Below are 13,948 nucleotides of genomic sequence, written 5' to 3'. Positions count from 1 at the left end.
TATCACAGTATGCACGTTTCTTTTTTTTGCATAAGAGAAGCGCCCGCGCCTTATTCAGGATTTAAACAGAAAACTCTTGATAAACTAACGGTATTAGTTATAATAAAACTAATGATATTAGTTTTTAGGGGGATGTTGATGAGAATCTTACAATACGGAACCGTTTGGCAGCTGACTTTTTTTCCCGCGCTCTTCCCGGTGAATTGTTATTTGGTTGAAGAAGAAGAAGGAGTAACCCTGATTGACGCCGGACTGCCTAACAGTCATAAAGGAATCAAACAAGCATTGCGGCAGCTTGGGAAGCCGCTGAATGACATATTACTCACCCACGCGCACGGGGATCACATCGGTTCGCTTGACTCATTAGCTGCGGAATTTCCGGATGCTTCCGTCTGTATTTCTGAGCGGGATTCTTTCTTGCTGAAAGGTGACACTTCATTATTTGAGCATGAAGCACAAACGCCGATAAAGGGGGGAGTGCCGAAAAATGTTCAGACCGAACCTGATCGCCTGCTGAAAGGCGGCGAGCGGATCGGATCTTTACTTGTCATTCCCGCTCCCGGTCATACGCCGGGAAGCCTCGCTTTTAAAGATATGAGAAATGATATGCTGATCGTCGGAGATGCCTTTCAAGTACGGGGCGGCCTTGCTGTTTCTGGGAAGCTGAAATGGAAATTTCCGTTTCCGGCTTTTGCTACGTGGAATAAAGAAGAAGCTGTAAAAACAGCAAGAACACTTATCGCTCATCAACCAAGCAGTCTGGCCGCCGGACATGGAAATGTTCTCTGCAATCCCGTTGAAATGATGGCTGAGGCTGTTGAGGAAGCCGAACGAAGCCTGCCGGGAGGCCGATCATAATGTCACCGAGAGTCGGAATGAGCCTTGACATGATATTGAGAGCTGCAGCAGGCATCGCTGACGAAAAAGGGCTGAACGAAGTGACGCTTGCGGCTGTTGCAAAGTCCTTAAACGTAAAACCGCCTTCCCTTTACAATTTTGTCAATGGCCTTCAAGGAATTAAAACAGAGCTGGCTGTCTCCGGTTTAACTATGTTATATGAAAAAATGGCGGCCTCTGCAGAAGGACTGACGGGCGAAACGGCTTTGCTTGCTCTCGCCGATGCCTATATCAATTTCGCCGAAGCCAATCCCGGATTATATGACGCAACATTTCAAAAGATAAAAGATGGCCGGATTGAGAATCTGTCAAGCCTGCTTGTAGGGCTTGTTGTCAGGCAGCTGACAGCTAACGGATATGCACAGTCTGACACTGCGATTCATGCTGCGAGAGGACTGAGGAGCCTTCTTCACGGATTTGCCGTGTTGAGAAAACAGAGTGCATTTGAATTAACCGAATCAATTAAGGAAAGCCGGAAGTTTGCAGTTGTTGCTTTCCTAAGAGGTTTGCAGGAGAGGAAACAATAATATTATTATGTAAACTAAATAAAAAGACGCATCATGTAAAAAGGAGGGACAAATGGATTTATTACAACATATCATTTGTGAGCGGCGCACCTATTCACATATTTTTGATTCTCATGCACACACATACTGTCAAATGCTCTTTCCGCTCGAAGGACAGCTGGACCTGGAGACAGAAAGACGTAAAATCAGATTAAAACCTGATCAAATGTTGTATATTCCGCCCGGGCATGAACATCGGTTCCGTTCTTTGGAGCGAAATGAATGTCTCGTTCTCGACATACCGGCATATTTTTTCAAAGGTTCCTTTGCCCCCGGCGTTCTGAATAAGCTTGATCCTTTTTGGACATCGATTCGGTTTCTGCTGACAGAAGAGACAAAGCAGCAATCGGCTCATTCATTGAGTCTGCTTGCAGAATATATTGCTGAAAAGATACAAGAAAACCGTACAAATGATTCAATTGCGTATATCCGCCGAAATCTCTCAAAGACTTTTACAATTAAAGAGCTTGCCGCAATGGAACATTACCACCCGGCGTATTATTCCGACTGGTTTAAAAAGCAGACGGGGAAAAGCCCGCAAGCTTATATTGCTGAGCTCCGTATGAAGAAAGCGGAACAAATGCTTATTGAAACAAAATGCCGGCTGACAGACATCAGTCAGGAGGTCGGCTTTCAAAATTTGTCTTCCTTTACCAGATGGTTTGTCAGACATAAGGGAATAACGCCGCGTGTCTTCCGAAACACCTTTCAATCTGATAAATAATCCTGAAAATCGGTTAAATAAACTGCTTCTTTTTTTGGTAACATGATTGTAAAAAAGGAGTTTTTGATATGGCAGTCATTGAAGATTTTATCAAGCTTGATCTCAGAATAGGAACGGTCGTAAAAGCGGAAGTATTTCCGGAAGCAAAGGTGCCGGCCATTAAGATGACAATAGATTTCGGCGAAGAGATCGGCATGAAACAATCAAGCGCCCAGATTACAAAACGGTACGAACCGGGTGATCTGACGGGCAGACAGGTGACAGCTATTGTCAACTTTCCGTCGCGGCGGATCGCCGGATTTAAGTCAGAAGTTCTCGTTCTCGGCGGCATCCCGGAAAAAGGAGACGTTGTCCTGCTTACGCCAGAGCAGACAGTACCGAACGGAACGAAAATCGGATAATAAAAAAAGACGTTTGCAGAAGCAAACGTCTTTTGCGTATTGAGGCGATACACCACACGCCACATTCGTGTGTGCCGCAAGGGCATGTGCATCGGCTTACACAATTCAGCTCATCGCTATATCAATATAGCATGGCGGGTGTGGAAATGCAAGAGATTTTTTAATATATGTTATATCTGGCTTTGTTTTGCCGATCCCAGATCCCTTCGTGTAAGGTTTTGTTTGAAATTTTATGATCTTGAATAAAGCAGTTCGACAAATGCAAGAGATTCATCTAATCTTTTATCTTGTGGTAAAATTTAGGAATGAAGAAGCGGGAAGGAGACATAAATGAAAGTATTCGAAGCAGCCTCGTTTATTTCAGCCGCAGAAAAGCGGGCAAAACAATACGATCAGATTAGAGAACAATTTATCAATCTCAGAAAAGCATTTCAGGGAATGGCTGATTTAGATGACAGTGAGTTTTCAGGCAAAGGCGCCGACAACATTAAAGCATTCTTTCAAGATCACGCCGGTGTCACAGACAGCTGGCTTGATCTGATCGATATGAAGATTGCGTTTCTTAACAGTATTTCTGGAAAAGTAGCTGATGCGGGACTGGCCGATTCGTTTGTGGAAGAGTCATTTTTAGAACACGAGCTGATTCATGCGAAGAATAAATCACAAGCCATCATGCAGGAGCAGCGCAATGAAATGAAAGGTATCCTTGATGAAATCAGTGATATCATTCATCTTGATGTTTTCTCGACAGAAGATGTCGATCAAAAGCTGGATTCAGCAGATAAAAAAAGGAACGATACCATACATAAACTCGGAAAGCTTGATCACGATCTAACGAAAGAATACGCAGAAACCGAGGCAAATGAACATTTCATTCAGGCCGACTTTCAGCAGCTCCAAAACGCAACAGGCCAAGGAGAAAACGCCACTCCGCTTTATTACAACGCCAAGGCATACCGAGAAAGCGACATACATAAGAAAAAAGACGAGATTGCAAGACACTCAGACACATATTTAACGTTTAAAAAGGAAGAAGCGAAAGAGCGGGAAATCAAGGATCTGAAGAAAAAACTCGCCGACGGTGTGACCGATCCAGATGAATATTTAGAAATTGCGAAGAAGATCGGCTATGAAAACCTTGAACCTTCCCAGCAGCAATATGTCATTCAGCTTGAACAAGCAAAACAGCTGGAAGAAGCCGGAGAAGTGACTTGGGATATATTAAAAGGAGCCGGCGTTGGTTTATATGATGTCGGGAAAGACACGGTAACCGGTCTATGGGACTTCATAACCGATCCGGGAGAAACCTTGTCAGCACTGGGGAATGCAGTACTTCATCCTGTTAAAACATATGATGCTGTTTCAGCAGCAATCGAGGAAACGTATCAAAAGGATATGGTAAATGGAGATGCTTACTCCAGATCAAGATGGGTGACATATGCAATTGGTTCAGCAGCTGTGGCTGTCGTCGGAACGAAAGGCGCAGGAGCCGTTAACAAAGCTGATGCGGCGGGGAAGGTCATAAACAAGGCAGGACAGGCAGGGAAGAAAATTAAAGACGTTAAACTTCCAGAACTGCTTCCTTATAACTCTAAATATGATCTTGCTCTGTCGGGTGACGTACCATACAATGTGGTTGACAGCCAAAACCTTAAAAATGAACTTTTGACCAATGCAAAGAAAATCCCGGATGGAACGAGAAAGCCGTTTACTGGTCAAGAAATAAACCTTCCTTGGTTAAATAAAGAAAAGTATGGTGCCTTTGAGGTTAAGGGCAAGGTAAAAGCAAAGGGAAAAGTTAAAGACATAAGCCGCAGAGTGTATACTATAAAAGATATTGATATGAACCAAAAAACAGAATTTGGCGTAACAAATCTTCAGCTTACGAAAAACGGTAATGCTCCTTATGCAAAAGATGGCACACAGATTAATTTACATCACTTGATTCAAGAAGAACCTGGGCCAATGCTTGAAATTCCAAACAGTTTACATACAAAATATAGTGATGTTATTCATAAGCTTAAGACTGATGGTGAAAGTTTTAGAAATGATAAGGTTTTAAAAGCACAATATGGAAGCTTTCGAAAGAGATATTGGAAGTGGAGAGCGAAACAATTTGAGAATGAGAATTGAGGTGTTTAAATTAAATGATTTATTCAAAGGTTGAAACCTTTATTAATGAAAACAAGCAAAATGCTATATTCACAGAGGGTGCAAGCCATGAAAACATAACTCGCATTGAAGAAATCCTCCAATGCGAACTTCCTATTAGCTATAAATGGTTCTTAGAAAAATACGGTGCTGGTGGTTTATTTGGGGTTTTAGTTTTAGGCTATAACTTCGATCATGCGTCAGTTGCAGATAAAACTAAAGAATATAAACAACATTATGGACTTGCTGATGGTCTTGTTGTCATAGAAGATGTTGATTTCTTTGCTTACTGTCTAGATACGAATAAAATGAAAGACGGAGAATGCCCTGTAGTGGAATGGGATAGGATAATTGGCTATCAAGATATCGTTGCAGAAAGCTTTATCGAATTTTTTTATAATAAGATTCAAGAAGCGAAAGATGACTGGGAAGAAGATGAAGACTGGGACGATTAATAAAAGAAAGCTCTCTTTTAGAGAGCTTTTTTCAGATTTTCAATTTTTAACAGGCTTTATAATGAGCAAGCAGGCATTACTCAAAATACTCGCCGCGCCTATCCAAAGCAGCCATTGTGTTGCGGTCAGCCATGAGGCAGTTAGGATAAAGAGTCCAATGGCAATTGATATATAATTGCCGGCTCGGTCCAGTTTACGGTTGCAATGAATTTTGTATTTAGTATGAGAAATAAATTGATCAATTTTATCTTTCAGCTCATAGCATTTTTCCTTCATTTTATCCTCTGTTTCTTTTACTTTTCGATAAAGCATATTATTCATCGTCTGCACTCCCATATCGCCGTTTTGAAAATTCAGTCATGATTTTTTCTTCATAGTCATCTGAGATGAATTGTGCCTGATCTTCAACTTTCAAATGTGCTTTTTCTTCAAAACCATCCTGTTCTTCACCATCAAAACGATAAAGTTTTTGCAATAGCCTCCAGAATGTTTCAATTTCATCAGTTGTGAAGTCATGAAACATATCCGCTAAAAAATAGGTGGATTTTTCTGAACAGGAAATTAACGCTTTTTTTCCTTCAGCGGTAATCTCAATATTGATTGCACGTTTATCCAGTTTGCTTGGCACAGTGTGAACATATCCTTTTTTCGCGAGGGTTGAAATTAATTTGTTAGCGGTTTGTTTTGTTGTGCCCAGCTTTTTAGCGATATTCATAAGTGTGGTATCTTCCGTCGGTAAATGGGCAATAGCAATAAGAGTCATGTGCTGTCGGGAAGTCAACATTTCTAAGTATTCGTCCCCCCGAGCCTGCACTTTATTGACAACCGAAAATAATGATGCGTAACTTTGTTGCATGACATGCAGTTCCTTCATTAATAAATTAATATCCATAATATCTCCCATCTAAATTATCACCATGTTGACAATTATAATATACAACGAAATGGGAAACAAGTCAACACGGTGACTAATGGGAGGGGTTACGGCTGTTTTCAAAAATGTCACAGGTAATCGGAATATTTACAGAAGGGGTAATAAGTAAAAGAATGCGAAAAGGGCATTAATCCAAAGTGGGAAGGTGTTTGACATGCAGAAAGTGAACTGGTCAGAACGGTATGAATGGTTCAATAAACAAGATGAAAAAGACGGGCGTTTAATGGCGCTCCTTCGTCATGAGCTTACATATGAGGAAGTCATACGGTTATATATGAAAGGGTTTTATTTGAAATCAAAAGAAGGGGATGTTTCGTTACGTAAGAACGATATCCATCGTATGTTTGGGGTTGAAGAGAGAAAGGGCGGCAAATCTTAATGAACGGGAAGAGAAAAACCCTTCCCGCTTTTCATGGCAGCTGTTATACTTTTTCCAGCATGGAAGTCAACCATTCTCTTAATGCAGTTTTCTGTACATACCGCTTTCCGTTTCTCGTGATATGCGGAACATCAGAGGTGTCGGGCACGATTTGTTTTGCTTCTTCCTTCGTAACCCCTAAATAATAACCAATATAGAAGTGCAGATCTTTTTCTTTAATGAGAATGTGGTCAGTGTGTTCATGAGGATCAGGTGATTTAAAGTTTTTCAATCCGTCTCCTATGAAATATCCGGCTAAAGCGATTCCGATGCCGGTAATGATATCCATAAGCAAACCTCCAATAAACGTTATCACTTTTTATACGGTGAAGCCGGCTGAAAGGATTCGGCCTTCATCAAAACCGCCCGGCGTTTATTGCGGACGGTTTTGATTGCTGAGCTTTTCCACCTGCACCTTTCCGGAGAAGAAAACAGCGCCTCCGCCCATATCCGCCAGCCGATCGGGCGTGAGCGAATTGACGAGCTGTTTTTTATCATCCATATCGGCCCAAAGACCTTGGCTGACTGCAACGCCGGGAAGCACCTGTTCGCCGACCGAAACTGTCAATTCACACTCTCCGCGGTGATTCCAAACTCTAACGGTTTCCCCGTCTTCTATGTTCCGGCGTACAGCATCCTCTGTATGAATAAAAAGCTTTGGCGCTTTTTCCAGTTTTACATGTTTTTCATTATTCGAAAATGTCGAATTTAAAAAATTATGATTCGGTCCCGGGACAAATAAAAGCGGAAAATCGCCATCGCTCTCAAGGGGGATGTGTGTCGGCAGCGCCGGATAACCGTCTTGTTTCATCTTTTCAGAATATAATTCAATTTTTCCGCTCGGTGTCTTGAGCTTTCCCGGAAAAAGCGGTTTTTTCCGTTTGGCTTTCATGAAGGAATGGCGTGAGAGCGCTTCGTAATCAATATCCTCGATATACGGATTGTCGGGAAAGTCCAGTGCCTGTCTGATCAATTCTTCATCGGTATCCTGAAGCTCCTGCTCGGTAAAGCCCATTGCTCCGGCAAGCAAACGGAACACTTCCGTATTCGATTTGCTGTCCCCGTAGGGTTCGATCACCGGTTTTTGCAGCTGAATAAAATGATGCCAGTAAGACGTGTAAAAATCCGTGTTTTCAAAAGCGGATGCAGCAGGGAGCACGATATCCGCATATTTGGCGGTTTCCGTTAAAAACAGATCGTGAACGACTGTAAATAAATCCTCCCGCAGCAGTCCTTTTCTGACTTTATTCGCTTCCGGCGCAACCACTGCGGGATTCGTACCGTAAATAAACAGGGAGCGCACGGGCGGTTTTGTTTCTAAAAGAACGCTTCCGAGCCTGTTCATATTAAATGATCGCGGCTTCCTGCCGTAAAGCAGATCAGGCCGCTGGAGCGCTTGTCTGTTATAGTTTAATACCGCGCTGTTATGCTTGATTGCGCCTCCTCCGGTGTTGAGCCACTGTCCTGTAACAGCCGGAAGGCAGGCAACGGTGCGGACGATCATTCCGCCATTGTCATGGTGCTGAATGCCGTTTCCGATCCTGATAAGGGAAGGGGAGGTTTCCCCGTACATTCTCGCAAGGCGTCTGATATCGTCGGCTTTAACGCCTGTAATAGCAGAAACCGTTTCCGGATCATAGTGTTTGACATGCGCTTTTAATTCGTCACTGCCTTCGGTGTATTCTGTGAGAAATGCTTCATCGTGAAGGTTTTCGTCGAATAAGACATGCATGATACCGAGAGCGAGTGCGGCATCTGTGCCGGGGCGAATGGGAATAAACCAATCGGCAAGCCGGCCGGTTTGGTTCTTATGTACATCGATAACGACAATTTTAGCCCCTTTTTTCCGGGCTTTTTGAGCAATCATGACTTGGTGCATATTCGTGCTGACGGCATTGATCCCCCAAAAAATAAAGAGCTTTGCATGTATGGTCTCCTCCGGATCAGTACCCGCTCCTTCTCCCATTGTATAGTTATAGCCTTCAGAACCGGCTTTGCTGCAGATCGTCCGTTCGAGATGACTCGCTCCGAGACGATGGAAAAAACGGCGGTCCATTCCCTCTGCCGCCAGTTTTCCCATATTGCCGTAAAAGCTGTACGGAAGAATGCTTTCCGCTCCTTCTTCGGCAATAAGCTCTTTCCAGCGCGCACTGATCGTATTGATCGCTTCCTCCCAGGAAATAGGCGCAAACGCGGCTTCACCTTTTTTACCGATCCGTTTTAACGGAACGGTTACGCGCTTTTCATCATAAATGCGCTCAGCCATGTGTCTGACTTTGTTGCAAATATTCCCTGATGTGACCGGGTGATCGGGGTCTCCCTGAATGTTAACGATTTTTCCGTCTTTTTTTGTCACAAGCAAGCCGCATTGATCGGGACAGTCTAGTGAGCATACCGACTTAAAGACCCCGTTCGGCTGTGTTGCAGCAGAATTCATAGCCCATTTCTCCTCTTTGTTTATATTGTAAGCATTATAACATTTCAAAATCGAACGTCAATTCAGAAAAAAAGTGTTGACATCATGGAAAGACTTTTCTATGATGAGTTTATTCTTTTAAACAGCCTGACAATTTCATCATTTTATTTTCTATCCAGAGAGGTGGAGGGACTGGCCCTACGAAACCTCGGCAACATTTATTGTGCCAATTCCAGCAAGCGTATGCTTGAAAGATAGGAAAGAATGATCTATACATATTTGTGCGCTTCAAGCGCATAAAGACGGTATATGAATCTCTTTCCTTCTTTGGGGAAAGAGATTTTTTTATGAAAAAATTTATGTGAAAAGGATGTTTTGCACCATGACGGTTTTAATTACCGCACCATATCACGACGAGGGGCTGAAAGAGCTGACTGAGCTGTTCGGCCGGACTGTGCACCGGCCGTGGAAGAAGCACGGCCGGGCCTATCGGGAAGATGAATTAATCCGAATGATTCAAGAGACAAACGCGTCGGGGCTTATTACTGAACTTGATGAGGTGTCTGAGCGTGTTATTGACATATTGCCCGATTCCGCTTTTATCGGTGTCTGCAGAGGAATGCCGTCTAACGTGGATATTGCGGCGGCGACTAAAAGAAAAATCCCCGTTTTCTTTACACCGGCCCGCAATGCCCAGGCTGTTGCTGAAATGTTTATCGGAAATGTGATTTCATTTTTGCGTCATACGTATTCTTCCCATCAGTGGCTGAAGGACGGGAAGTGGAATGGTGATTATTTGCAGGCTTACGTCAAATTCAGAGGAAATGAGCTGACAGGGAAAACAGTCGGCCTTATCGGTTTCGGAGCTGTCGGACAGAGAATCGCCCGGCTATTGGCCGCCTTTGACTGCAAGGTGCTTTACTATGACCCATTTGTCCGTCATGAAAACCGGGAGTATGAAAAAACGACGATTGAACGGGTATTTTCTGAAAGTGATATTGTTTCCGTTCACTTGCCGCGCACAGAAGAAACCATCGGCCTTATCGGCGCCCGGCACTTTCAATTGATGAAACAGGAAGCTGTTTTTGTCAATACGTCAAGAGCGGCGGTTACAGACAGGGAAGAGCTGCTGCGGGTGCTGAAAGAAGGGCGGATTAAGGGAGCGATCCTTGACGTGTTTTATCACGAACCGCCTGAATCTTCTGATTATGAATTGATCTCTTTGCCGAATGTGTTAGCGACTCCCCATTTAGCGGGCGCAACATTTGAAGTGGAAGATCATCATGTGAAGATTTTAAATGAAGCGCTTTTCAAATGGAAACAAGATCAAACCTGCTCAATACGTGAACTTTATAACAAAAGAGAACTTGAAACGGAAGGAGGAGGCTGTAATGGCTGAACAAAAAGGCTACCTTGTATTTGATATCGGGACGGGGAATGCGCGAGTCGCGGTCGTGACTGCCGGCGGCGAAGTGACCGCGCTTGAAAGGGAAGACATTGAATATGTGACGGATCCGCTTTATCCGGACGGACGATATTTCTCACCGGAAGGGTTATGGAAGCAAATCAGCGCTATGGCAAGGAAGGTTATTGCCAAAAGCCCACATATTACATTAATCGGAATCACCTCTACAAGCCAGAGGCAGGGAATTGTTCTGATCAATAAAGGTAAAAAGGCATTTCTCGGTTTGCCCAACATTGATAACAGAGGCCGTGAATGGGAAGACGGGATTGAGACAAAAGAAGAAGTGCATCAGCAAACCGGACGTCTTCCGAGCGCTTTATTTTCCGCCATGAAACTTGTCGGATTAAAAGCCAGACAGCCGTCTTTATGGAAAGAAGTGAAGTACATCACAAGCATCAGTGACTGGGTGACATTTGAGCTGAGCGGTATTTTAAGCTATGAACCGTCACAGGCTGCTGAAACACTGCTGTTTGACGTAAGGAAAAAGGCGTGGTCAGAGAAATTATGCAACATCTTCGGTGTGCCTTCTGCCATTCTTCCTTCACTCGTCCGATCTGGGACGGTTGTCGGAGTGTTAACGTTCAAGAAAGCGGCGGTTCTCGGTCTTTCTGAGAGAGTGCCTGTGATTGCAGGCGGGGGAGACACACAGCTTGCCATCAAAAGTGCAGATGCAAAGCCGGGAGATATCGTCATCGTATCCGGTACGACGACGCCGATTACAAAGATAACAGCGGAGGCCGGAACCGAAAGTTTAAAGAAAGCATGGCTGAATTGCCATACAGAAGAAGGTCAATGGCTTCTTGAAACGAATCCGGGTGTAACAGGACTCAATTATCAAAAATTAAAATCCATTTTTTATCCGAATGAATCCTATGGCGTCATGGAACGGGAAATCGCAAGTCTGCCGAAACATGATCATGCTTGTATTTCTGCGTTAGGATCCTATTTATCGCCTGAGAAAAACGCACTGGCAAAAGGCGGATTTATTTTTGACGCTCCGCTGTCCCAAAACTTAAGCAGAGCCCATTTTGTCAAAGCCGCACTGCTGGAAATCGCTTTTTCAATCAAATGGAACTATGAGGCGTTAACAGAGGTGGCTTCCTTTTCACAAGATGATGTGAAGGTGTGCGGCGGCGGTTTCCAAAGTGATGCTTTGACGCAGTTTCTTGCTAACCTTCTCCAAAAGAAAATCTATAAGAGAGAGGGGTTCAGCCAGGCATCCGCAATGGGAGCGGTGATGATTTGTAACGAAGCTCTCGGTGTGAAAGCAGAGCTTTCGAGCCGCACAAAGGTAATTGAGCCGGAAGCGGATCAGACGGATCTCTTCCTATATGAAGAATGGAAACATACGCAAAAATTATTTACTCATTTTCAGCCGGCGGTGAAAGCCTGACTTGGGGATGAGATGACAACATGAAAGATTGCTGAGGAGGAACAAAAATGCTTAATAAAATAGGAATTCCGAAACAGCTCGCATGGGGATTTTTGGGAGTCGTGCTGTTTATGATGGGGGACGGCCTTGAACAAGGCTGGCTCAGCCCGTTTTTAGTTGAAAACGGCTTGACGGTACAGCAATCAGCATCCCTGTTTACGGTTTACGGTGTTTCTCTCGCTGTGGCGTCTTGGTTTTCAGGGGTCTGCCTCGAAGCCTTCGGCGCAAAGCGGACGATGTTTATGGGGCTGTTGTTTTACGTTATCGGAACAGCCGCGTTTATCGCATACGGATTTGAAAATCTTAATTTGCCGGTGATGTATGTCACGTATTTTATTAAAGGGCTGGGTTATCCGCTGTTTGCCTATTCTTTTTTGACATGGGTGATTTACCGGTCGCCGAAAAACAGGCTCAGTACGGCGGTCGGCTGGTTCTGGATTGCATATTGCTGCGGGATGTTTGTATTCGGTGCTTGGTATTCAAGCTGGGCCATCAAATCCTTCGGCTATTTGAATACACTGTGGAGTTCAATTTTCTGGGTCTGCCTCGGCGCGTTTTTTGCTTTGATTTTAAATAGGGACCGCTTTGAAAAGAAAAAGGCAGATAAGCGGGAAAAGGCGCAGGAATTAATGAAGGGAATCACCATCCTTGCTGAAAATCCGCGTGTGCTCTCTGGGGGGATCATTCGGATCATTAACAGCATTGGTACATACGGATTTCCGGTATTTCTTCCGATGCATATGGCGCAACACGGCATTTCTACAAATGTATGGCTTCAAATTTGGGGAACGATCTTTCTCGGAAATATCGTCTTTAACTTAATCTTCGGCGCAGTCGGCGATGCATTCGGCTGGAAGAAGACTGTCATGTGGTTCGGGGGAGTGGGCTGCGGCATTTTTACTCTTTTATTATATTATGCTCCTGTTGTATCACATGGGAACTTGCTTTTCGTCAGCATTGTCGGTTTTATATGGGGAGGGCTCCTCGCCGGGTTCGTTCCGATCGGGGCTATCGTGCCGACGGCGGCCGGCAGCGATAAAGGTGCTGCCATGTCTGTGTTAAATCTGGCTGCGGGCCTGTCGGCATTTGTCGGCCCTGCGCTTGCCTGGGCGTTCATCGGACTTGTCGGCGCACAAGGCGTTGTATGGATTTTCGCAGCGCTCTATTTCGTAAGTGCAATCTTGACAAATCAAATCAAAATACCTGAAGAGAAAACGGCAAAACACAATAAAGCATTGCCTGAATACGCTTCTTAACAGCAGCGCCCCGAAAATTCGGGGCGTTTTTTTACAGCTGCTGAAGAAACCCGGCAAAGCGCTGAATTTGTTCACGTAACGATTGTTTGTTTTCGTGAAATTGTTTGAAACGATGTCCGTTTGCTCCGGACGGATGCGGGAAGCCTTCCAGAATGACCGCATGACCCATTCTGCCGTTCTTCTTCAGCATGCGGCAGGCTGATTCTGCTGCTTTGCCGAGAGGGATAAGCAGAATGTCCTTTTTCATCATTTCTATTTCATCCGGAAAACATGTCAGCGCGTAACGGCTGAGAAGAGCTGACCTGCTGATTGCCGGCCGATGTCCCGTATAGTTTTTCTGTTTATAAAAAACAGGGTGTTTGATAACGGACGTTGTATGAAGAAGCTCCCGTTTTGAATCAAATAACCGGGATGAATCCTCAACGTGAAGCGCGGCCGGCAGACCGCATTCATTAAGCATTTCGATGATGTTCTGTCTCATTGAACCGGAAAGTCCGGCCGCTTTTTTTGTTTCATAGGCTATCGTTTCAAGAGTTTCGCCATCTTTTAAAAGCTGTGCCGCTTTTTTGTAAGCCAGCTGCATTTGAAAAAAACCGGGTGTGATTCCGGAAATGGCAACGACTGCATAAGGGTTAATATATTCATTATGAGGCGAATAATACAAATCCAGATCTCCGTCCTTAGCTAAATGGAAAGCCGGAGTCAGCAAATCCGATTTTGTAAACCCTACCGAAGAAGATAGTGCTTTAAGCTGCTGCAAAAAATGCGCAAGCCGCTCACGATCGCAAATCATGTTATGCCTCCTTGAATCCGCCGGTTTCTCTTAGTGTCAT

General features: G+C 44.2%; 15 protein-coding genes and 1 riboswitch. Of the genes, 10 read left to right on the top strand and 5 right to left on the bottom strand.

The annotated features are described in order from the left end of the window. Positions 1-138: 138 nt before the first annotated feature. From JNUCC21_RS09995 to JNUCC21_RS09970, 6 genes are all read left to right on the top strand, one after another. On the top strand, positions 139-858 hold the full coding sequence (locus tag JNUCC21_RS09995; protein WP_020955928.1) for an MBL fold metallo-hydrolase: 720 nt from the start codon (positions 139-141) through the stop codon (positions 856-858). Further along, the gene (locus JNUCC21_RS09990; RefSeq protein ID WP_015239994.1) at positions 858-1,424 is read left to right on the top strand and encodes a TetR/AcrR family transcriptional regulator; all 567 of its coding nucleotides are present in this window, start codon (positions 858-860) and stop codon (positions 1,422-1,424) included. The genes JNUCC21_RS09995 and JNUCC21_RS09990 overlap by 1 nt, the downstream gene beginning before the upstream one ends. 52 nt (positions 1,425-1,476) lie before the next feature. Then, on the top strand, positions 1,477-2,187 hold the full coding sequence (locus JNUCC21_RS09985) for a helix-turn-helix domain-containing protein (protein WP_369878800.1): 711 nt from the start codon (positions 1,477-1,479) through the stop codon (positions 2,185-2,187). A gap of 68 nt (positions 2,188-2,255) precedes the next feature. Further along, a complete protein-coding gene (gene csaA / locus JNUCC21_RS09980) occupies positions 2,256-2,588 on the top strand; it encodes a chaperone CsaA (RefSeq protein WP_043021809.1) in 333 nt (110 codons plus the stop codon). A gap of 330 nt (positions 2,589-2,918) precedes the next feature. Continuing rightward, on the top strand, positions 2,919-4,721 hold the full coding sequence (locus tag JNUCC21_RS09975; RefSeq protein WP_369878799.1) for a T7SS effector LXG polymorphic toxin: 1,803 nt from the start codon (positions 2,919-2,921) through the stop codon (positions 4,719-4,721). A gap of 14 nt (positions 4,722-4,735) precedes the next feature. Continuing rightward, positions 4,736-5,194, top strand: a complete 459-nt coding sequence (locus JNUCC21_RS09970) for an SMI1/KNR4 family protein (RefSeq protein WP_160223471.1) — start codon at positions 4,736-4,738, stop codon at positions 5,192-5,194. A gap of 39 nt (positions 5,195-5,233) precedes the next feature. Here JNUCC21_RS09970 and JNUCC21_RS09965 read toward each other — a convergent pair whose 3' ends face one another. Together JNUCC21_RS09965 and JNUCC21_RS09960 are read right to left on the bottom strand one after the other, a co-directional pair. Then, positions 5,234-5,515 carry a hypothetical protein gene (locus JNUCC21_RS09965; RefSeq protein ID WP_061581688.1) on the bottom strand — a complete coding sequence of 94 codons (282 nt, stop codon included), beginning with the start codon at positions 5,513-5,515 and terminating at the stop codon, positions 5,234-5,236. Further along, positions 5,508-6,086: a MarR family winged helix-turn-helix transcriptional regulator gene (locus JNUCC21_RS09960; protein ID WP_369878821.1), complete on the bottom strand. Its 579-nt coding sequence runs from the start codon at positions 6,084-6,086 to the stop codon at positions 5,508-5,510. Before JNUCC21_RS09960 ends, JNUCC21_RS09965 begins: the two co-directional genes overlap by 8 nt. Positions 6,087-6,282: 196 nt before the next feature. On the opposite strand from JNUCC21_RS09960, the gene JNUCC21_RS09955 reads away from it, so the two are divergent. Further along, the gene (locus tag JNUCC21_RS09955) at positions 6,283-6,507 is read left to right on the top strand and encodes a hypothetical protein (protein ID WP_052827529.1); all 225 of its coding nucleotides are present in this window, start codon (positions 6,283-6,285) and stop codon (positions 6,505-6,507) included. A gap of 43 nt (positions 6,508-6,550) precedes the next feature. Here the strand turns inward: JNUCC21_RS09955 and JNUCC21_RS09950 are convergent, their stop codons facing one another. Continuing rightward, positions 6,551-6,835: a hypothetical protein gene (locus JNUCC21_RS09950; protein ID WP_076425206.1), complete on the bottom strand. Its 285-nt coding sequence runs from the start codon at positions 6,833-6,835 to the stop codon at positions 6,551-6,553. A gap of 84 nt (positions 6,836-6,919) precedes the next feature. Next, a complete protein-coding gene (locus JNUCC21_RS09945; protein WP_072589160.1) occupies positions 6,920-8,983 on the bottom strand; it encodes a molybdopterin oxidoreductase family protein in 2,064 nt (687 codons plus the stop codon). A 147-nt stretch (positions 8,984-9,130) separates the two neighbouring features. Then, positions 9,131-9,223, top strand: a riboswitch (SAM riboswitch). Positions 9,224-9,344: 121 nt separating this feature from the next. Between JNUCC21_RS09945 and JNUCC21_RS09940 the strand changes: the two genes are divergently transcribed. Genes JNUCC21_RS09940 through JNUCC21_RS09930 form a run of 3 tightly spaced genes read left to right on the top strand, consistent with a single transcriptional unit; the run spans position 9,345 to position 13,115 of the window. Then, complete coding sequence (locus JNUCC21_RS09940) at positions 9,345-10,361, top strand: 2-hydroxyacid dehydrogenase (RefSeq protein ID WP_015239990.1); 1,017 nt, start codon at positions 9,345-9,347, stop codon at positions 10,359-10,361. Beyond that, positions 10,354-11,820 (top strand): FGGY-family carbohydrate kinase, encoded by a 1,467-nt coding sequence (locus JNUCC21_RS09935; protein ID WP_369878798.1) that lies wholly within the window; start codon positions 10,354-10,356, stop codon positions 11,818-11,820. The genes JNUCC21_RS09940 and JNUCC21_RS09935 overlap by 8 nt, the downstream gene beginning before the upstream one ends. 47 nt (positions 11,821-11,867) lie before the next feature. After that, positions 11,868-13,115, top strand: coding sequence for an RbtT/DalT/CsbX family MFS transporter (locus tag JNUCC21_RS09930; RefSeq protein ID WP_061581690.1), 1,248 nt, complete (start codon positions 11,868-11,870; stop codon positions 13,113-13,115). Positions 13,116-13,146: 31 nt separating this feature from the next. Here JNUCC21_RS09930 and JNUCC21_RS09925 read toward each other — a convergent pair whose 3' ends face one another. Beyond that, positions 13,147-13,908: a hypothetical protein gene (locus JNUCC21_RS09925; RefSeq protein WP_012117723.1), complete on the bottom strand. Its 762-nt coding sequence runs from the start codon at positions 13,906-13,908 to the stop codon at positions 13,147-13,149. Between the last annotated feature and the right edge of the window lie 40 nt (positions 13,909-13,948).

Source organism: Bacillus sp. JNUCC-21 (genome assembly GCF_041222765.1).
Lineage (GTDB): Bacteria > Bacillota > Bacilli > Bacillales > Bacillaceae > Bacillus > Bacillus velezensis.
Note: the sequence above shows the minus strand (reverse complement) of the source record. Positions and strands in the feature narration are given on the sequence as shown.